Below are 18,952 nucleotides of genomic sequence, written 5' to 3'. Positions count from 1 at the left end.
TCCGGTGGGGTTGTTGCGCTGCCGTGTGGTTGTGGCGCTGCCGTGCGAAGGGTCAGGCGGCGGTGCTTTCGCGGAAGCCGCCGAGCCTGCCGCCGTGGAAGACGAGGGGTTCGCCGTCGGCGGCCCGCATCTCCTGGACGCTGGCGACGACCAGCACGTGGTCCCCGCCGTCGAGCTCCTGGTGGACGGTGCAGTCGATCCAGCCGAGGGAGCCGTCGATGCGCGGGTTTCCGCGTGGGGACTCCTCCCAGCCGATCGCCGCGAACTTGTCTTCGGCCTTGCCCGACAGGGCCTTGCACACTCCCTGCTGGCCGTCGGCGAGCAGGCTGACGCTGAAGGACCCGGAGCGGGAGATCTTGGGCCAGCTGGTGGAGGTCCGGGTGACGCTGAACGTCACCAGCGCCGGTTCCATGGACAGCGCCTGGAACGTGCCCACGATCAGCCCGCAGGGCTTGCCGGTCACCGGGTCGGTCGAACAGATCGCCGCGACGCCGGTGGGAAAGTGGCGCATGACCGCACGGTAGTGGTCCGGCTCGATCGCCGGGGAGAGGGTCTCGAGGCTCATGGCTCTTCCTTAGGTTGCAGGGGTGGCGGAGGCGGCGGAAACCTGCGCGTGGATTTCGCGGGCGGCGCGCAGGCCGGATTCGATGGCGCCGTCGAAGAAGCCGGCCCAGATGTTGGCGGTGTCGCTGCTGGCGAAGTGCAGGACTCCCTCGCTGGCCTGCTGGGCGGCGTGGTACTTGGTGAGCTGGCCGGGGCGCTGGATCTGCCAGGTTTCCTCGGCGTAGGGGTCCTCGCCCCACTTGTGGCCGGTGACCTCGAGGACCTCGAGGTCGTCGCGCCAGACCCTGATGGCGGCCTGGACCTGGTCCTTGTCGGTGACGTCGATGCGGTTCGCGTCGGCGCCGAAGCCCACCAGCACGGCGTCGTCCTCGCCGACGAACTCGGTGCGGATCACCGAGAGGGGCTTGTCCTGGGCGGAGTAGGCGAAGAAGGGCTTGATGGGTCCCTTGACCCGGATCCAGGCCTTCACGCCCTGGGAGGCGGTGCGCTCGCGGCTGGGGGCGAGCTTGCCTTCGGAGAGGGCGGGTTCGACGTCGAGCCGGTGCAGGATGTTCTGCGGCAGGGTGATGACGACCTTTTGGGCCCAGATCCGCTTGTCCTCCCCGTAGGTCACGACGGCTCCGTCCTCGTGGTGGCGGATCGAGGTGACCGGGGAGTCGAGGCGGATGTCGGCGTTGGCGTCGGCGGCGATGGCGTTCACGAGCCCGTCGTTGCCGTCCTTGAGGCGGTAGATCGCGGAGGCCTCGTGCATCAGGTGCCAGTGGCCGGAGGAGCCGGCGGTCCAGCGCAGGGCGTTGACGTAGGCGCACTGGTCAAGGGGCGCGTTGAAGTGGCCCACCCAGGCGGCCTCGTTGGCGTTGCGCTCGTCCTCGGACAGATCCAGCTTGTCCAGCATTTCCTGCAGGTTGTACCGGTCCACCTCGGCCAGATCGGGGTTGGTCAGGGGCGCGTCGGGGCGGGGGATCCACTTGGTGGTGTCCTCAAGCAGGCGGGTCATGCCCGGGTCGATCAGGTTCATGAAGTCGTCCAGGTTGCCGCGGCGGACCTGGTCGCCGGCGAGCCAGTAGGTCTCCTCCGAGCGGGGGCCGCGGGAGACCTCAAGCCCGTAGCGGGTGACCTCGGCCCAGACGTGGGGCTGGGTCCAGTGCAGCCAGTTCCCGCCGAGCTCCAGGGTCCGGCCCAGCCGGTTCTCGGTGAACACGCGCCCGCCCAGCCGGTCCCGGGCCTCCAGGACGACGACCCGGTGGCCGCGGTTGCCGAGCTCGCGGGCGGTGACCAGGCCGGCAAGGCCGGCGCCGATGACGACGACGTCGGTGGTTTCAGTCATGGGGTGCTTCTCTCCTGCTTGTCTGTATCTGTTGCTTGTGCTGTATCTGTTGCTCGTGCCAAGGGTGCCGCTAGACGGCGGAACCGACGCGGGCGGCAGCCCGGTACGCGGTGGCGGGGTGGCCCGGGAGGGTGCGCCGGTTGCCGGCACCGAAGAGCTTTTCGCGCAGGGTGACCGGCTCCTGGTCCGCGGCGGGGGCCGGGGCGATGAGTCCCTGGGCGCGCAGTTCCGGCAGCGCCAGGTCGATGAACTCTTCCCAGCCGCCGGGCTTGGTGATGTAGCTGAGGTTGATCCCGTCGATGTCCGCCTCGTCGCGCCAGCGCTTGATCTCTGCGGCGACCGTCTGCGGAGAACCGACGATGGTGGACCCGCTGCCGCCGACGGCGAGGAACTCGGCGATCTGGCGCGGGGTCCAGTCCCGGTCGGGGTCGGCCTTGGAGAACATGTCCACCATGGACTGGCCGGCCTTCGTTCCGACCGAGCGCAGCGGGGTGTCCAGGTCGTAGTCGGACATGTCGATGCCGGTCCAGCCGCTGAAGCGGGCCAGGATCCCGTCGATCGGGGCGTTGTCCACGGCCGCCTGGTACTTGGCGCGGGCTTCCTCGTCGGTGGGGGCGACCACGACGGTGAGCAGGATGACGATCTTGACGTCCCGGGGATCGCGGCCGGCGTCGGCCACCGCCTGGCGGAGCTTGGCCACGGTGCGCGTCGCGCCCTCCACGGAGGTGGCCTGGATGAACACGGCCTCGGCGTGCTTGCCGCCGAATTCCATGCCCCGGGAGGAGGAGCCGGCCTGGAACAGCACGGGGGTCCGCTGCGGGGAGGGCTCGCACAGGTGGAATCCGGGCACCGTGAAGTGCGTGCCCGCGTGGTTGATCGGGTGCACCTTGGCCGGGTCGATGTAGGTGGCCGATGCGGCGTCGTGGATGACGGCGTCGTCCTCGAAGGAGGATTCCCAGAGCTTGTAGACGACGTCCATGTACTCGTCGGCCATGTCGTAGCGCTCCAGGGGAGTGAGCTGCTGTTCCTTGCCGAGGTTCCGGGCGGCGGCCTCCGAATACGAGGTCACGATGTTCCAGCCCACCCGGCCGGAAGTCAGGTGGTCCAGGCTGCTGTACTTGCGGGCCAGCAGGTAGGGCGGCTCGTAGGTGGCCGAGCAGGTTACCCCGAAGGTGAGGTGCTTGGTCACGGCGGCCATGCCGCTGATCAGCACTGTCGGGTCATTGATGGGGAACTGCGCGGCGTCGCGCAGCGCGGCATCCCCGTTCCCGCGGAACACGTCGTGGTAGCCCACGTTGTCGGCGAAGAAGATGCCGTCGAACCCGGCCTTCTCCAGCATCTGCGCCACACCCGTCCAGTACGACAGGTCCGTGTAGCGGTGGCCCTGGTCCGCCGCGTTCCGCCACGTGCCGGCGGTCAGGTGGGTGGGGGCAAAAACATCAAACGCAAACAGGCTGAGCGGTTGGTTCTTCATGGATGCTACTTCCTTGGCCGTTGGCGAAACGGGAAACATGGGGCGTTCATTAAATGAACGTGACGTTCAATTTATCTGTTAGATGGGTCACTGTCAATGCTCTGCCCCATGGCCGTAGTGGGGGTTGACGGTGGTGTGATGGGTGCCATATCTTCGAACGCAACGTTCGATTAGTGAACGCTCTCAGCGCGGGCAGTGGAGCATCTGAAGCCTCCACACACGTCGTTTTCCGGACCCTCGCGCTCCCCACAGAAGAGAAGGAAAATCCCCCGTGACCTCTACGAGCATGCAAACTTCCCCCGGCGGTTCCCGGCTCACGCCGGAACAGACGAAGCACCGCCGCTTCCTGGGCAAGCTGTGCCTGGTGATTGCCGGAGGGATGTTCATCGACGGGTTCATCCTCGGCGGCATCGGCGTGGTTATGCCCGCGATCACGGACGAACTTCAGCTCTCGGCCGCCTGGCAGGGCCTGATCGGGGCCTCGGCCCTGATTGGCATCTTCTTCGGCGGACCGCTGGGCGGATACCTCGCCGACAAGGTGGGCCGCAAGCCCATGTTCACCTACACCCTGGCCATCTTCCTGATCGGCTCGGTCTCCCAGTTCTTCCTGGCCGACGCGTGGTCGCTGTTCCTCGTCCGGCTCCTGATGGGCATGGCGATCGGCGCGGACTACGCGATCGGCTGGCCCCTGCTGGCCGAGTTCGCGCCGGCCAAGCTGCGCGGCAAGCTGCTGGCCGTCCAGGAGGTCGCGTGGTACGTCGGCTACCTCTTCTCCTACGCCCTGGGCTATGTCCTGGTCAGCAACATCACCATCGACTGGCAGCTCGTGCTGGGCCTGAGCACCATTCCGTCGGTCATCGTCTTCCTCATGCGCCTGGGCACCCCCGAGTCCCCCCGCTGGCTGATGAGCAAGGGGCGGACCCGGGAGGCCGAGGAGATCGCCGCCGAGTACATGAGCCCCGAGGACCAGCGCGACCTCATGCAGGAGCAGGTCCGCAAGGCCAGCTTCCGCCGCCTGTTCTCCCCGGAGCACCTCAAGATGACCGTCTTCGTCAGCGTCTTCTGGATCTGCAACGTCACCCCGTACTTCGCCATCGCGACCTTCGCCCCGATCGTCCTGACCCAGTTCGGCCTCGAGGACGGGCTGACCGGAGCGCTGGCCCTGAACGCCGTCGTCGTCCTGGGCTCGATCACCTCCGTGGTGCTCATCGAGCGCGTGGGCCGGCGCAAGCTGGCCATCCCGCCCTTCTGGATCTCCGCAGCCGCCCTGCTCCTGGTGGGACTCTTCGCCGGCGCCTCGCCCACGGTGGTCATCCTCTGCTTCCTCATCTTCTCCTTCTTCAACGCCGTCTCCACCGCGCTGACCGGCGTCTACCCCGGGGAGGTCTTCCCCACCGAGATCCGCGGAGCCGGGGTCGGCTTCGCCACCGCCGCCTCGCGCGTCGGCGCCGCCGTCGGCACCTTCGTGCTCCCGGTCTCCATGGAAAGCCTCGGCGTCGCCCCCACGATGCTCTTCGCCGCCGCCGTCGCCATCATCGGCGGCATCGTCTCCCACTTCCTCGCACCCGAAACCAAGGGCCTGGCCCTCAGCGCGGCCTCGGGGGGTCGGACCCAGGGGTAACCCCACGGCCCTGCCGACCCCGGCACCGTCCCCGCGCCGGGGTCGGTGTCGGTCGGCCGTGCGATGCGCACATATGGTGGTAGTGCCGAGGCAACACGGCCGAGGCCGGCCCGAGAGGAATACGTGACCATGCCGGAAACAGACGTGAACGCAGAGGGCACCGAGGCGCCGGACCTGGCCAACAAGTCCGTCGTCAAGGCCATGGGCCTGCTGCGCGAGCTGGGGCGCCATCCCCGCGGCATCACCGTCACCGAGCTCGCCCAGGCCGTCGGAATGACGCGGCCCACCGCCTTCCGTCTCCTGCTGAGCATGGAGCAGGTCGGCTTCGTGGACCGCATCGACAACAACTACACCCTCGGCTGGGAGATGGCCCGCCTCGGCCGGCTGGCCGACCCCACGGCGGGGGTGGCCGCGAAGGTGCAGCCGATCCTTGAACGGCTCGCCCAGGAGGTCAACGAGACCATCAGCTTCGCGCTCGCCAAGGGCCCGACGGAATACGACATCGTCGCGGAGGCATCCTCCTCCCGGATGCTGCGCGTCTCCAACCTCTACCTCCACCGCCAGTACCCGCTGCACGCTTCCGCGACCGGCAAGATCCTCCTGGCCGACCTGGACGACGCCCGGGTCATCAAGATCCTGCCCGAAACCCTGGCCTCCTACACCCGGCAAACGATCACCGGCCGCGAGGCGCTCCTGCGCGAGATCCGGGACGTCCGCGCCAACGGATACTCCGTGATCGACAACGAGCTTGAGGAAGGCCTCTTCGCCGTCTCCGTTGCCGTCCGGGACGCGGACGGCCTGCTGCTGGGCGTGCTGACCGCCACCGGGCCCGACCAGCGGATGAAGTCCGGGCGCCTGCCCAGCACGGTGGAGCAACTCCGCGCCACCGCGGAGGAGATCGCCAAGACGCTGGGCTAGCGTCCCCGGGCGCGGCACCGCCCGCGTCCTTTCCACCCGTTTCCCGCCGCGCCCGCGCCAGGGCGCCGGGAATCCCTTACCCCATCCAGGAGGTACATGCCATGGTCCACTCCAACACGGTCCGCTCCATCGTGATCGAGAAGGCCGGAGGCCCCGAGGTCCTCACCATCGGTGAGCGTCCCGCCCTCGAGCCCGGGCCCCACCAGCTGCTGGTCCAGACGCGGGCGGTGGGGGTGAACTTCATCGAGATCTACCAGCGCGAGGGCGCCTACCCGGTCGAGCACCCCTTCACGCCCGGCTCCGAGGGCATGGGAGTGGTCGCCGCCGTCGGCTCCGCGGTGGAGGGCTTCGCGCCCGGCGACCGGATCACCACCACTCAGGCCTCCCGCACCTACGCCGATGCGTTCCTGGTCGACGCCGACAAGGCGATGCGCGTGCCCGACGGCATCTCCGACGAGGTCGCCGCGGCGATCCCCGGACAGGGGCTGACGGCCCACTACCTGGTCCGTTCGACGTACCCGGTGCGGGAGGGCGAGGTCGCCGTAATTACCGCCGGCGCCGGCGGGGTCGGCGGGCTGGTCGTACAGCTGCTCAAGCGCCAGGGCGCCACCGTCGTGGCGCTGGTCGGCTCCGAGGAGAAGGCGGAAACCGCGCGCTCGCTGGGCGCGGACCTCGCGCTGGTCGGCTACGGGGACTTCGCCGATCGGGTCCGGGAGTTCACCGGCGGGCGCGGGGCCGACGTCGTATACGACTCCGTGGGCAAGGACACCTTCGACGAGTCCCTCCGGGCGTTGCGCAAGCGCGGGATGCTGGTGCTCTTCGGCGCCTCCTCCGGGCAGGTCCCGCCCTTCGACCTGCAGCGGCTGAACCGCCACGGCTCGCTGTACGTCACCCGTCCCACCGTCGACGACTACCTGCAGGACGAAGCCGAGCGCAACTGGCGCGCCGGGGAACTGTTCGACGCGGTGCTCGACGGGTCGCTGACGATCCGCGTGGAGGAGACCTTCCCCCTCGCGGAAGCCCGCAAGGCCCAGGAGAAGCTGCAGTCCCGGTCCACCCAGGGCAAATTGCTGCTCATCCCCTAAGCACGGAATCAGTCTGGCGGGGACGCCGGGATCTTCAGGCGTCCCCGCGGCGCGGGGAATAGGGTGTGGCGTTTCAAAGTTGAGCTTATTAGACTCAAGTTTGAGTGGTACGCCAGATGACAGAAGGGATCCGCGTGGACACCAAATTCACCACCCAAAGCCAAGAAGCCCTCGCCGCCTCCGGCATGAACGCCTCCACCGCGGGCAATCCGCAGGTCGAGCCCGTCCATCTGCTCAAGGCGCTCATGGACAAGCGCGAATCGGTGGCCGTCGCCCTGCTCAAGGCCGCCGGCGTCGAGCCGGACGCCGTGTCCGTGCAGGCGAGCACCGCGATCAAGGCCCTGCCCTCCTCCTCGGGGACCTCCGTCGCCCAAGCGCAGTTCTCCCGCGGCATGCTCCAGGTGATCAACGCGGCCCAGGAGGCCGCGGCGCGCTACGGGGACAGCTACGTCTCCACCGAGCACCTGCTCCTGGGGCTGGCCGCCGACGCCGGCAAGGCCGGGGGGATCCTGCGCGACGCCGGCGCGGGTCCGGACGCGCTGAACGCTGCCCTGCCGGGCCTGCGCGGTGACCGCAAGGTCGATTCCCCGGACCCGGAAAGCACCTTCCAGGCGCTGGAGAAGTACGGCACCGACCTGACCGCGGTGGCGCGGGCCGGCAAGCTGGATCCGGTGATCGGACGCGACTCGGAGATCCGCCGCGTGGTGCAGGTGCTCTCCCGCCGCACCAAGAACAACCCGGTGCTCATCGGCGAGCCCGGCGTCGGCAAGACCGCCGTCGTCGAGGGCCTGGCCCAGCGCATGGTGGCCGGCGACGTTCCCGAATCCCTGCGGGGCAAGACCCTGGTCTCGCTGGACCTGGGCTCCATGATCGCCGGCGCCAAGTACCGCGGCGAGTTCGAGGAGCGGCTGAAGGCCGTGCTGGAGGAGATCAAGTCCTCCGAGGGGCAGATCGTCACGTTCATCGACGAGATCCACACCGTCGTCGGCGCCGGAGCCTCGGAGGGGGCCATGGACGCGGGCAACATGCTCAAGCCCATGCTGGCCCGCGGCGAGCTGCGCCTGATCGGCGCCACCACCCTGGACGAGTACCGGGAGAACATCGAGAAGGACGCGGCCCTGGAACGCCGCTTCCAGCAGGTGTTCGTGGGGGAGCCGAGCGTGGAGGACACGATCGGCATCCTGCGCGGACTCAAGGAGCGCTACGAGGCCCACCACAAGGTCCAGATCGCCGACTCCGCCCTGGTGGCCGCCGCGACCCTGTCCAACCGCTACATCTCCGGCCGCCAGCTGCCGGACAAGGCCATCGACCTGGTCGACGAGGCCGCCTCCCGGCTGCGCATGGAGATCGACTCCGCCCCGGAGGAGATCGACCAGCTGCGCCGCGCCGTGGACCGCCTGACCATGGAGGAACTGGCGCTGGCGAAGGAAACCGACCCCGGATCCCTGGAACGCCTCGAGGCGCTGCGGGCGGACATGGCGGACAAGAAGGAGAAGCTGGCCGGCCTGAACGCTCGCTGGGAGGCGGAGAAGGCCGGACTGAACAAGGTCGGCGACCTGAAGGTCCAGCTCGACGAGCTGCGCGGCCAGGCGGACAAGTTCCAGCGCGAGGGCGACCTGGAGCGGGCCTCCCGGCTGCTCTACGGCGAGATCCCCGCCCTCCAGAAGCAGCTCGACGCCGCCCAGGCCGCCGAGGAGCAGAACGGGGAGCGCGACCTCATGCTCTCCGAGGAGGTCACCGCGGACGACATCGCCGAGGTGATTTCCGCCTGGACCGGCATCCCGGCCGGGCGCATGCTGCAGGGGGAGAGCCAGAAGCTGCTGGAGATGGAATCCTTCCTCGGCAAGCGGCTGATCGGCCAGTCCAAGGCGGTGGCCTCGGTCTCCGACGCGGTCCGCCGCGCCCGGGCCGGCATCTCCGACCCGGACCGGCCCACCGGCTCCTTCCTGTTCCTCGGCCCCACCGGCGTGGGCAAGACGGAACTGGCCAAGGCGCTCGCCGACTTCCTCTTCGACGACGAACGGGCGATGGTCCGCATCGACATGTCCGAATACTCGGAGAAGCACTCCGTTTCCCGGCTGGTCGGTGCCCCTCCGGGATACGTCGGCTACGAGGAGGGCGGCCAGCTGACCGAGGCCGTGCGCCGCCGCCCCTACTCGGTGATCCTGCTCGACGAGGTGGAGAAGGCCCATCCGGAGGTCTTCGACATCCTCCTGCAGGTCCTCGACGACGGCCGGCTCACCGACGGGCAGGGCCGCACCGTGGACTTCCGCAACGTGATCCTGGTCCTGACCAGCAACCTCGGCTCGCAGTTCCTGGTGGACCAGACCCTGGATCCGGCCACCAAGAGGGACCTGGTCATGAACGTGGTCCACGGGGCGTTCAAGCCGGAGTTCCTGAACCGCCTGGACGACGTCATCATGTTCGATCCGCTCACCATCGAGGAGCTGGGCAGCATCGTGGACCTGCAGGTCGACGCGCTTGCCAAGCGCCTGGCGGACCGGCGGCTGGTCCTGGACGTGACCGACGGGGCCCGCGAATGGCTGGCGCTGAGCGGCTACGACCCCGCCTACGGGGCCCGGCCGCTGCGCCGCCTGGTCCAGCGCGAAATCGGCGACCGGCTCGCCCGGGCGCTGCTCTCCGGGGCCGTCGCGGACGGGGACACGATCCGCGTGGACACCGCCGCTGACGCGGACGGGCTCGCGCTCGCCAAGGCGTAGCGGACAGTGCGACGGCGGGCGGCCGGGGCGGGTGCCCCGGCCGCCCGCCGTCGCTGCGGCCTACCTGCCGCCGGCCGCCGCACTGCCGCCTGCCTTGCCGCCGCCGGCCGCGGGCAGCAGCGAGGCGTCCACGGTGCCCTCCTCCAGGGACAGGAAGCAGGCGACCGCCCGGTCGCCCTCCGCCCAAGTCCCGGAGGAGGGGCGGCTGAACTGGTAGGACCAGTCGCCGTTGAGGGCCACCGTGGCTTCGAGCTTGATGGCCCGGCAGGCGGCCTCGGACTTGGTCTCGGTGCGGGCGTCGCCCGGGTAGGGGGTGTCGTCCAGCGTGGCCAGGCCGATCAGCTGGGCGTCGTGCGAGGCCGTGCACAGGACGATCGTGGCCGGCTTCAGCGGGCTGCTGAAGCCACGCAGGCAGTCCCCGACCTCGAACTGGGAGGCCGGGGCATTGGCCGCCACCACCCCGTCGATGCCGGGGTTCGCGTTGCGCGGAACGGTGGACTGGACGGCCGGCCCGGCGGATGTGGCGTTGGACAACCTGCCGGCCCCGAACACCACCAGCAGCGCGACGCCGATCGCTCCCAGTGCGATCCAGCCCCAGGTGCCGCCGAAGCGGCGCGTGACCTTGGTGTCCGCGCGGCGCGCGGGCTGGTAGGGGGAGGGGGCCGGGCGCTCGTCCGGGGCTTCTTCCACGGCGGGTCCTCTCGGTGGTGCTTCGGTGCGGGCTGGCTTTCCACTCTATCCGCCGCGACGCGGGCCGGTCGGGAGGGCAGTTGGGGCCGAAGCGTGTTAACCTTGGGATTACGAAATAATTTGGCACATATTCCGGGGCCTTTGCCGAACACGGCGGACCACCTCCGGATCTACTAAAAAAAGGGGGTCACGCCATGGGGCGCGGCCGTCAGAAGGCAAAAGCGACGCGGCAGGCCAGGGATATGAAGTATTTCTCCCCGGCCACTGATTTGTCCGCACTTGAACGCGAGCTCGGGGGCACCCACCAGACCGGTGGCGCCCCCCCGCAGCATGCCAGGGACACGTACGACTCGGATTACGAGGACAAGTACGGAGACTACGACGACGATGAGGAAGACAAGCGTCGCATCGGCTGACTCGAGCCGGCCCCCCGGGTCCGGCCGCCCTAGCGGTCTTGACCTCCCCGTGGCTACCGCGCACCGTGCTGCGATCCGTTCCATCGAACGCGTCGTTCACGAGACAGCGGAACTCCAGGACCCCTCCGTGGCCTTTGGTGGCATCCTTGCGCTGCTGCGCGCCGGGCGGGTCCTGCTGGTGACCGGCGCGGGCGTCTCCACCGACTCGGGGATCCCCGACTATCGCGGGCCCAACGGGTCGCTGCGCCGCCACCGGCCGATGACGTACCAGGAGTTCAAGTACGATCCGGCCGCGCGGCACCGCTACTGGGCCCGCAGCTTCGTCGGATGGCGCCACGTCGCCGTCGCCGAACCCAACGCGTCCCACCGTGCCCTGGCCGAGCTGGAGCGCCGCGGCCACGTGGTCGGCACCGTGACCCAGAACGTCGACGGGCTGCATGCCCGCGCCGGGGCGCGCCGCCTGGTGGCCCTGCACGGGGACCTGGCCAAGGTGGCCTGCCTGAGCTGCGGCGCCATCGAGGACCGCCCCGCCCTGGACCGCCGGCTGGCTCAGGCGAACCCCGGCTTCATCGAGCGCGTCGAACTGGATCCCTCCCTGGTGAACCCCGACGGCGACGTCACCCTGGACCAGAGCCACGTGGACGAGTTCACCATGGTCGGGTGCCTGGCCTGCGGTTCCGTGGAACTGAAGCCGGACGTCGTCTACTTCGGGGAGAACGTGCCCGCCGAACGCAAGGCGGCCGTGCGGGACCTGGCGGGGGAGTCCGCCTCCCTGCTGGTGGTCGGCTCCAGCCTGGCCGTGATGAGCGGCTACAAGCTGGTCCTCGACGCCGAACGCGCCGGCAAGCCGGTCGCCGTGATCAACGGCGGGCCCACCCGCGGCGATGCCAAGGCCGACTTCCGCTGGCGCACCGGCATCGCGCCCGCCCTCGAGCATCTGCTCGCCGCCCTCTAGCTCGCCGTCTTCCAGCCATATCCGGCAAGCCCCTTGATGCCTCGGACCGCCGGACGTACCGTGAGGGAACTCTCCGTTCTCTAACGGTGGATCCCCAAGGCAGGGTCCGGGGAGGCAGCCATGTTCCGCAAGCCAGCGCACGTCGTCGCCGACCGTGTTGCCGGCCATGTCACAGTGCGGCACCGGGCCCGGCCATCGGCGATCCGCGCCGCGCTGCCCGGCATCCTTCTGGTGATGTTCCTGGCCGCGCTGGACCAGACGATCATGGCCTCGGCGCTGCCCAGCGTTGCGGGGGACCTCAATGGCCTGGACCGGATGCCGGCCATCATCACCAGCTACCTGGTTGCCGCCACGGCCGCCATGCCGCTGGCCGGCAAGCTGGGGGACGCCTTCGGCCGCAAGCGGATCCTGCAGTCCGCCCTCGTGGTCTTCATTCTTGGAGCGGTCCTGTGCGGGCTGGCCCAGTCTGTCCCCGCACTCATTGCGTTCCGCGCCGTCCAAGGAATCGGCGGAGGCGGGCTGATGATCAGCGCCCAGGCGATCATTGGCGAACTGGTGAGCCCGCGCGAGCGCGGCCGCTACCTGGGCATCATCGGCTCCGCGTTCATCGCCGCCGCCGTGGTGGGCCCGTTGGCCGGCGGGGTGGCCGTGGACCTGTTCACCTGGCGCTGGATCTTCTACCTCCACATTCCGTTGGGGATCGCCGCCCTCGCGGTGGTGTCCATGACCCTGCACCTGGCGGCCCCCGCACGCCACGAACCCGTCGACTACGCCGGGGCGGCCCTGCTGTGCCTGGCCATCGTGTTGGTGATCCTGCTGTGCGGCGGGGCCGCAGGCCGGGAGACTCCGTTCCTGGCCCTCGCCGCCGCAGCCAGCGTGGCGGGCTGGTTGCTGACCGCCCGGCGGGCCACTGACCCGATCATCCCCCTTGGCCTGTTCCGTGACCGGTCCTTCGCGATCCCGACAGCCATCAGCTTCCTGATCGGTTTCGCCATGTTCGCGACGGTGAGCTTTCTGCCGGCGTTCCTGCAAGTGGGCCTGGGCCTGTCCGCCACCGCCTCCGGCGGGGTGCTGCTGGTGCTGGTGGTCGGCCTCCTGTCGACGATGACAGTCTCTGGGCTGCTGATCACCTGGACCGGTCGCTACAAGGCCTATCCGGTGGCCGGGACGGCGCTTGCCGTGCCCGCAGCCTGGCTGTTCAGCACCTTGGACTCACGGAGCAGCATCTGGGTGGTCCTGGCCGCCACGCTGGGGTTGGGGTTCGGCATCGGACTGGTTATGCAGGTCATGGTCCTGCTGGTGCAGAACTCGGTCGGCCGGAGGGACCTTGGCACCGCGACGTCGACCCTCACGCTCCTGCGGCAGGTGGGCGCGGCGATCGGGGTGGCCGTGCTCGGTTCGCTCATCACGGCCCGTTTCGTCGCGGCCGTGCCCACGGAGGTGGCTGCGAGCCTGGGGGAGGGGCTGAACTCGCTGACGCCGCAGCTGCTCGCGGGCCTGCCGGCCGAGGACCGTGCCGCCGTGCAGGAGGCCTTCGGCGGGGCCCTGCCGCCGGTCTTCGTCTATGCGGCGATCGTGCTCGCCGCCGCCTTTGTGCTGGCGCTGTTCCTGCCGCAGCGCGAGCTGCGGACCGTTGCGTTTGCGGACGACGACGGCGGCGGTGCACCTGTGCGGCAGCGGAGCGGGCGCGACTCCGCCGGATCGAAGCAGCACCGGGAGAGGCGCCATCGGGCGCAGCCTGCGCATCGGCGTACTCGCGATGCCGCGCCAGACGGCCGCACGGCTTGAAGGGGACGCGGGCAGGTGCTTCGGGGGATCGAGGCGGGCCCGGCCGGAGGCTAGGTGGGTTGCCGGAAATCGACACTAGTAATACAAGTTGGGAACTTGTACTATTACTTTTGTTCCCAGCAGCCCGACCCGAGGACAACCCGTGACCTACGCGCCCGACGCCATCCGCACCACGCCCAACGCCTTTGGCGTCTACACGCCCGACGCCATCCGCCACGTCAAGCTCTCCACCGTCACGCTGCCGCTGGCCGTCCCGATTTCGGACGCCAAGGTCTTCACGGGCCGGCAGAAGCCCATGACCGAGGTTGTCTTCCTCTTCGCCGAGATCACCACCGAGCAGGGGCACGAGGGCATGGGGTTCTCCTACTCCAAGCGTGCCGGTGGGCCCGCGCAGTACGCGCATGCCAAAGAGGTCGCCGAGACGATGATCGGCGAGGACCCCAACGACATCGCCAAGCTCTACAACAAGCTGCTCTGGGCCGGGGCCTCCGTGGGCCGCTCCGGCGTCGCGACGCAGGCGCTGGCCGCCCTGGACATCGCCCTCTACGACCTCAAGTCCAAGCGCGCGGGCCTTCCGCTGGCCAAGTTCCTGGGCGCCCACCGCGACTCCGTGCGCACCTACAACACCTCCGGCGGCTTCCTGAACGCCTCCATCGAAGAGGTCAAGGAACGCGCCAGCCGCTCCCTGGAAGAGGGGATCGGCGGCATCAAGATCAAGGTGGGCCTGCCGGACACGGCCGAGGACCTGCGCCGCGTGACGGCGGTGCGCGAGCACCTCGGCGATTCCGTGCCGATGATGGTCGATGCCAACCAGCAGTGGGACCGCGCGACCGCGCTGCGCATGGGCCGCAAGCTCGAGCAGTTCGACCTGGTCTGGATCGAGGAGCCGCTGGACGCCTACGACGCCGAGGGCCACGCCGCCCTGGCCGCCGCGCTGGACACCCCGATCGCCACCGGCGAGATGCTGGCCTCCGTTGCCGAGCACGAGCGCCTGATCGCTGCCCGCGCCTGCGACATCATCCAGCCGGACGCGCCGCGCGTCGGCGGCATCACCCAGTTCCTCCGCCTGGCCACGCTGGCGGACCAGGCCGGACTGGACCTGGCCCCGCACTTCGCGATGGAGATCCACCTGCACCTGGCCGCCGCCTACCCGCGCGAGCCGTGGGTGGAGCACTTCGACTGGCTGGACCCGCTGTTCAACGAGCGGCTGGAGACCAAGGACGGGCGCATGCTGGTTCCGAACCGTCCGGGCCTGGGCTTCACGTTCAGCGACCAGGCGCGCGCCTGGACCACCGACACGGTCGAGTTCGGCCGCGCCTAACCTTCGCACCCTGCGGGCCCCGGCTCTGATCGGTACGCCGGGACCCGCACGCGTTGTGAAACGAAGCTTTGGGAAACACCGCGCCGTGAAACGATGGGGACCATGAACCGCACCCTGACCGCAACCCTCGTGGCCGAACTGCGGGCCATGATCATTGACGGCACGGTGGCCCCCGGGGACAAGCTGCCCAGCGAATCCGAACTGATCGCGCGCCACGGCGTGAGCCGGACCGTGGTGCGGGAGGCGATCGCGCGGCTCCAGGCCGAGGGCCTGGTGCAGTCGCGGCGCGGGGCGGGAAGCTTCGCCCTGGTGCCGCCGGCCCCGGACGCCGCCGGAACCCGTCCGGTGCGGACCCTGGAGGACCGGCTGGCGCTGCTGGAGTTCCGGCTGGGGCTGGAGCCGCAGGCGGCGGCCCTGGCCGCGACCCGGCGCTCGCCCACCCAGTTGGCCGCGATCGCCGGGGCCTTGGCCGGGTTCGCCGCTGCCATCGACAACCCGGCCGAGGCCATGAGGTACGACTTCGAGTTCCACCAGGCCGTGGCGCAGGCCAGCGGCAACGCCTACTACGCCGAGGGGCTGGCCCGGCTGGGCCCGACCATGATCGCGATGCCCCGCGCCCGGCTCGGCGAGGGCAGCCCGGCCTACCGCGAGGATTTCTTCGCCCAGTCCGTGCACGAGCACGCGAGCATCCACGACGCCATTGCCGACGCCGACCCCGAGGGGGCGGCCGCGGCCATGCGTGCGCATTTGGCGGCGTCCCGCCGCCGCCTCGCCGGGGGAGCGGGGCGCCGCTAGGCGGAGGACAGCCGGATGGATGATGCCGAGGGGGCATCATTCGGTGCATAAGTGATCTTGGACACGCATCGACGGGCCCGGTTAGCGTGAGGGGGACCTCCTGCCGCTGGCGGGTTCGCCCCTGAAAGGATCGATCCTTCATGCCTGTTTCCGACACCGTGCCCGTTCCGGCCGATACCGCTGCACACGCCGGCCAGGTGGCGATCACCGGCGTGACGATCACGCCGGTGGCGTTCGCGGATCCGCCGTTGCTGAACACGGTGGGGGTGCACGAGCCGTTCGCCCTGCGCGCGATCGTCCAGGTGCACACCGACGCCGGGGTCACCGGGCTGGGGGAGACGTACGGCGACGAGGGGCACCTGGCGCGGCTGCGGCTGGCCGCGGAAGCCCTGGTGGGCGCGGACCCGTTCAACACCAACCAGCTGCGTTACCGGGTGGCCCGCGCGCTCGTGGCGGACACCACCGCCGGCGGGCACGGAATGAGCGGGATGGTGACCGGTTCCTCCACCGCGGACCGGGTCCTGTCCCCGTTCGACGTCGCAGCCCTGGACATCCAGGGCAGGCTCCTCGGGGTGCCGGTCTCCGCGCTGCTCGGCGGGGCCGTGCGCGAAGCGGTGCCGTTCAGCGGCTACCTGTTCTACAAGTGGGCCGGGCACCCGGGCCAGGCCGAGGACAAGTGGGGCGAGGCCCTGGATCCGGCGGGCATCGTGGCCCAGGCCCGGACCATGGTGGACGAGTACGGGTTCACCGCGCTCAAGCTGAAGGCCGGCGTCTTCGAACCCGACGCCGAGGCCGAGGCCATCGAGGCCCTGCGCGCCGAGTTCCCGGGCCTGCCCCTGCGCATCGACCCCAACGCCGCCTGGACCGTGGAGACCTCCGTGCGCATCGGCAAGCGCCTGGAAGGGGTGCTCGAATACCTCGAGGACCCCACCCCCGGCATCCCCGGCATGGCCGAGGTCCGCCGCCAGGTCCAGATGCCGCTGGCCACGAACATGTGCGTGGTGAGCTTCAACGACCTGCCGCCCGCGATCGCCGCCGGCGCCGTCGACGTCGTGCTCTCCGACCACCACTTCTGGGGCGGGCTGCGCCGTTCCCAGACGCTGGGCGGCATCGCCGAAACGTTCGGGCTGGGCCTGTCCATGCACTCGAACTCCCACCTGGGCATCTCCCTGGCCGCGATGGTCCACCTCGCCTCGGCCACCCCCAACCTCGACTACGCCTGCGACACCCACTGGCCCTGGAAGTCCGAGGACGAGGACATCATCGTTCCCGGCGTCCTGGGCTTCAAGGACGGGGCGGTCGCGGTCCCGACCGGTCCGGGGCTGGGCATCGAACTGGACCAGGACGGGCTGGAGAAGCTCCACCGCCAGTACCTGGAGTGCGGCCTGCGCAGCCGCGACGATACCGGCTACATGCAGCGCGTCCACCCCGGCTACGAGCTCAAGAGCCCGCGTTGGTAGCCGGCGCCTCCGCCGAGGTCCTGGACGTCGTTGTCACCGATCCGATCATCGGCACCTACGCCGAGAAACTGGTGGCCGGCGCCCCCTCGCACCGCTGGAAGTTCCTGGCTGACGTCCCGGTCGCCGAGCGTGCCGCCGACCTCGCCAACGCCGACGTGGTGGTCTGCTCGCGGATGTCGCCCGAGGAGGCGCGCACCGTCTCCTCGGCGCGGCTGGTCCACGTGACCGGCGCCGGCGTGGACCGGGTGGCGGTCGCCGACCTGCCGGCGTCCGCCGCGGTCGCCAACACGTTCCACCACGCCCGGCCCATCGCCGAGCACGTCATGATGACGACGCTGGCCCTGGTGCGGCGCCTGCTGCCGACCGACCGGGACCTGCGCGGCGGCACGTGGCGGACGATCCTCACGGATCCCACCGCCCCGCTGCACCCCACGTTGGACACGATGACCATCGGCCTGGTGGGCCTGGGCACGATCGGCGCCGAGACGGCCCGGCTGGCCACGGGGTTCGGCATGGACGTCATCGCCGTCCGCCACCGCCCCGAGGCGCCCCTGCCCGAGGGCGTCGCCCCGCGCTGGGTCGGCGGGGACGGCGACCTGCCGCGCCTCTTGGCCGAAGCCGATGTCGTGGTGGTCACCGTGCCGCTGTCCGCGGCCACGGAGGGCCTGATCGGCTCCGCCGAGCTCGCCGCCATGAAGGAGACCGCTTTCCTGGTGAACGTGGCCCGCGGACCCGTGGTGGACCAGGCCGCCCTTTATGCCGCCCTGGCGGGCGGGAGCATCGCCGGTGCGGCGATCGACGTGTGGTGGGGCGCGCCGGAGCCGGGCCGCACTCCTCCGGCCGACTTTCCGTTCGCCGAGCTGGACAACGCCATCCTGACACCGCACTACTCGGGCCTGGCCTCAAGCACCTTCGAGCGCCGCGTGCTGGACATCGCCGCGAATGTCGAGGCCGTCGCTTCCGGCTCGGCGCTGCGCAACCGGGTGCGGCCGGGCGTCACCGTCTGAGCACCGTCCGGACAAACGCAGATGCCCAGGCCGCCGTTTTCCACGGCGGCCGGGGCATCTGCGTTTGTCCGGCTCAGCCCAGGATCAGCCGCACGGCCAGCACGACGGCGCCGCCCGCCGCGGCGAGCAGGCCCACCAGGCGCAGCCGGTCGGCGTCGAGGAAGCGGTTGAGCCAGCGGGACGCGAAAAAGCCAGCCAGCACCACCGGGCTCAACAGCAGGAAGGCCTCTACCACCGCGGACGTCACGAGGCCGGCGAGGGTCAGCAGCCCCACGGACATCAGCGATCCCACCAGGAAGAAGGCGCTCATGGTGGCCCGGATGCGCGCGGGGGGAAGGCCCTGCCAGATGATGGCCATCGGAGCCCCGCCCACCGACGTGGCGGTCCCCATGACGCCGGACAGGGCACCGGCGACGGCCAGCGAGACGGGGGTCCGCGCCGGGCGCCATCCGAGGAAGGCCGATCCGATGCCCACGAGCACCGCGACGGCCACGATCCAGGACAGTGCGGTCGTCGACACCGCCACCACCAGCCAGGTGCCCAGCACGCTTCCGGGAACCCGCCCGGCCAAGGCCCAGCCGGCGCCCCTCACGTCGAGGTGTGCCCTGTCGCGGATCGCGACCAGCAGCGTCAGGACACACGCCAGCATGACCACCAGCGCGGGCAACAGATCGGGCTCGACCAGCGCGATCACGGGAGCCGCAACCAATCCCGCGCCGAAGCCGATCGAGCCCTGCAGCCCCGCGGCGACGAACATCGTCGCCGCGAGGAGTGCGAAGGTCCCGGCGTCCATCAGTGGACCGTACCGCAG

16 protein-coding genes are annotated in these 18,952 nt (G+C 70.1%); 11 read left to right on the top strand and 5 right to left on the bottom strand.

Annotation, left to right across the window (positions count from 1 at the left end):
• Positions 1–52: 52 nt before the first annotated feature.
• Genes ABD912_RS06100 through ABD912_RS06090 form a run of 3 tightly spaced genes read right to left on the bottom strand, consistent with a single transcriptional unit; the run spans position 53 to position 3,365 of the window.
• Positions 53–565, bottom strand: coding sequence for a flavin reductase family protein (locus ABD912_RS06100; protein WP_345149243.1), 513 nt, complete (start codon positions 563–565; stop codon positions 53–55).
• Positions 566–574: 9 nt separating this feature from the next.
• Positions 575–2,041: an FAD-dependent oxidoreductase gene (locus tag ABD912_RS06095; RefSeq protein ID WP_345149242.1), complete on the bottom strand. Its 1,467-nt coding sequence runs from the start codon at positions 2,039–2,041 to the stop codon at positions 575–577.
• A complete protein-coding gene (locus tag ABD912_RS06090) occupies positions 1,962–3,365 on the bottom strand; it encodes an LLM class flavin-dependent oxidoreductase (RefSeq protein WP_345149241.1) in 1,404 nt (467 codons plus the stop codon). The genes ABD912_RS06095 and ABD912_RS06090 overlap by 80 nt, the downstream gene beginning before the upstream one ends.
• Positions 3,366–3,636: 271 nt before the next feature.
• On the opposite strand from ABD912_RS06090, the gene ABD912_RS06085 reads away from it, so the two are divergent.
• The 4 genes from ABD912_RS06085 to clpB all read left to right on the top strand — a co-directional run bounded on the left by ABD912_RS06085 (position 3,637) and on the right by clpB (position 9,709).
• On the top strand, positions 3,637–4,986 hold the full coding sequence (locus ABD912_RS06085) for an MFS transporter (protein WP_345149239.1): 1,350 nt from the start codon (positions 3,637–3,639) through the stop codon (positions 4,984–4,986).
• A 129-nt stretch (positions 4,987–5,115) separates the two neighbouring features.
• Positions 5,116–5,904 carry an IclR family transcriptional regulator gene (locus ABD912_RS06080; RefSeq protein WP_345149238.1) on the top strand — a complete coding sequence of 263 codons (789 nt, stop codon included), beginning with the start codon at positions 5,116–5,118 and terminating at the stop codon, positions 5,902–5,904.
• Between the two features lie 101 nt (positions 5,905–6,005).
• Complete coding sequence (locus ABD912_RS06075; RefSeq protein WP_345149237.1) at positions 6,006–6,989, top strand: quinone oxidoreductase family protein; 984 nt, start codon at positions 6,006–6,008, stop codon at positions 6,987–6,989.
• Positions 6,990–7,123: 134 nt separating this feature from the next.
• Positions 7,124–9,709: an ATP-dependent chaperone ClpB gene (gene clpB / locus ABD912_RS06070; RefSeq protein WP_345149236.1), complete on the top strand. Its 2,586-nt coding sequence runs from the start codon at positions 7,124–7,126 to the stop codon at positions 9,707–9,709.
• A gap of 60 nt (positions 9,710–9,769) precedes the next feature.
• Here clpB and ABD912_RS06065 read toward each other — a convergent pair whose 3' ends face one another.
• Positions 9,770–10,399 carry a septum formation family protein gene (locus ABD912_RS06065; protein ID WP_345149234.1) on the bottom strand — a complete coding sequence of 210 codons (630 nt, stop codon included), beginning with the start codon at positions 10,397–10,399 and terminating at the stop codon, positions 9,770–9,772.
• A gap of 194 nt (positions 10,400–10,593) precedes the next feature.
• On the opposite strand from ABD912_RS06065, the gene ABD912_RS06060 reads away from it, so the two are divergent.
• From ABD912_RS06060 to ABD912_RS06030, 7 genes are all read left to right on the top strand, one after another.
• Positions 10,594–10,815: a DUF3073 domain-containing protein gene (locus tag ABD912_RS06060; RefSeq protein ID WP_345149232.1), complete on the top strand. Its 222-nt coding sequence runs from the start codon at positions 10,594–10,596 to the stop codon at positions 10,813–10,815.
• Positions 10,816–10,864: 49 nt separating this feature from the next.
• Entirely contained in the window at positions 10,865–11,770 is a 906-nt protein-coding gene (locus ABD912_RS06055) for a Sir2 family NAD-dependent protein deacetylase (protein WP_345149230.1), read from the top strand.
• A 120-nt stretch (positions 11,771–11,890) separates the two neighbouring features.
• Positions 11,891–13,558, top strand: a complete 1,668-nt coding sequence (locus ABD912_RS06050; protein WP_345149227.1) for an MDR family MFS transporter — start codon at positions 11,891–11,893, stop codon at positions 13,556–13,558.
• A gap of 142 nt (positions 13,559–13,700) precedes the next feature.
• Complete coding sequence (locus tag ABD912_RS06045; RefSeq protein WP_425548022.1) at positions 13,701–14,879, top strand: L-talarate/galactarate dehydratase; 1,179 nt, start codon at positions 13,701–13,703, stop codon at positions 14,877–14,879.
• Positions 14,880–14,981: 102 nt separating this feature from the next.
• Positions 14,982–15,674: a FadR/GntR family transcriptional regulator gene (locus tag ABD912_RS06040; RefSeq protein WP_345149225.1), complete on the top strand. Its 693-nt coding sequence runs from the start codon at positions 14,982–14,984 to the stop codon at positions 15,672–15,674.
• Between the two features lie 140 nt (positions 15,675–15,814).
• Positions 15,815–17,134 carry a glucarate dehydratase family protein gene (locus tag ABD912_RS06035; protein WP_345149224.1) on the top strand — a complete coding sequence of 440 codons (1,320 nt, stop codon included), beginning with the start codon at positions 15,815–15,817 and terminating at the stop codon, positions 17,132–17,134.
• The gene (locus tag ABD912_RS06030; RefSeq protein WP_345149223.1) at positions 17,128–18,141 is read left to right on the top strand and encodes a 2-hydroxyacid dehydrogenase; all 1,014 of its coding nucleotides are present in this window, start codon (positions 17,128–17,130) and stop codon (positions 18,139–18,141) included. The genes ABD912_RS06035 and ABD912_RS06030 overlap by 7 nt, the downstream gene beginning before the upstream one ends.
• 73 nt (positions 18,142–18,214) lie before the next feature.
• Here the strand turns inward: ABD912_RS06030 and ABD912_RS06025 are convergent, their stop codons facing one another.
• Positions 18,215–18,934: a sulfite exporter TauE/SafE family protein gene (locus ABD912_RS06025; protein WP_345149222.1), complete on the bottom strand. Its 720-nt coding sequence runs from the start codon at positions 18,932–18,934 to the stop codon at positions 18,215–18,217.
• Positions 18,935–18,952 lie beyond the last annotated feature (18 nt).

It is taken from the genome of Arthrobacter ginkgonis, from assembly GCF_039540195.1.
GTDB classification, from domain to species: Bacteria; Actinomycetota; Actinomycetes; order Actinomycetales; family Micrococcaceae; genus Zafaria; species Zafaria ginkgonis.
The sequence above is the reverse complement of the archived record's forward strand: the minus strand, read 5'-3'. Positions and strand labels throughout refer to the sequence as shown.

Excerpts from the sequence above, each read along its gene's own strand:
- ABD912_RS06100 (WP_345149243.1), bottom strand. The coding sequence starts at position 565 with ATGAGCCTCGAGACCCTCTCCCCGGCGATCGAGCCGGACCACTACCGT.
- ABD912_RS06090 (WP_345149241.1), bottom strand. The coding sequence starts at position 3,365 with ATGAAGAACCAACCGCTCAGCCTGTTTGCGTTTGATGTTTTTGCCCCC.
- ABD912_RS06080 (WP_345149238.1), top strand. The coding sequence starts at position 5,116 with ATGCCGGAAACAGACGTGAACGCAGAGGGCACCGAGGCGCCGGACCTG.
- ABD912_RS06075 (WP_345149237.1), top strand. The coding sequence starts at position 6,006 with ATGGTCCACTCCAACACGGTCCGCTCCATCGTGATCGAGAAGGCCGGA.
- ABD912_RS06060 (WP_345149232.1), top strand. The coding sequence starts at position 10,594 with ATGGGGCGCGGCCGTCAGAAGGCAAAAGCGACGCGGCAGGCCAGGGAT.
- ABD912_RS06050 (WP_345149227.1), top strand. The coding sequence starts at position 11,891 with ATGTTCCGCAAGCCAGCGCACGTCGTCGCCGACCGTGTTGCCGGCCAT.
- ABD912_RS06040 (WP_345149225.1), top strand. The coding sequence starts at position 14,982 with ATGAACCGCACCCTGACCGCAACCCTCGTGGCCGAACTGCGGGCCATG.
- ABD912_RS06035 (WP_345149224.1), top strand. The coding sequence starts at position 15,815 with ATGCCTGTTTCCGACACCGTGCCCGTTCCGGCCGATACCGCTGCACAC.
- ABD912_RS06025 (WP_345149222.1), bottom strand. The coding sequence starts at position 18,934 with ATGGACGCCGGGACCTTCGCACTCCTCGCGGCGACGATGTTCGTCGCC.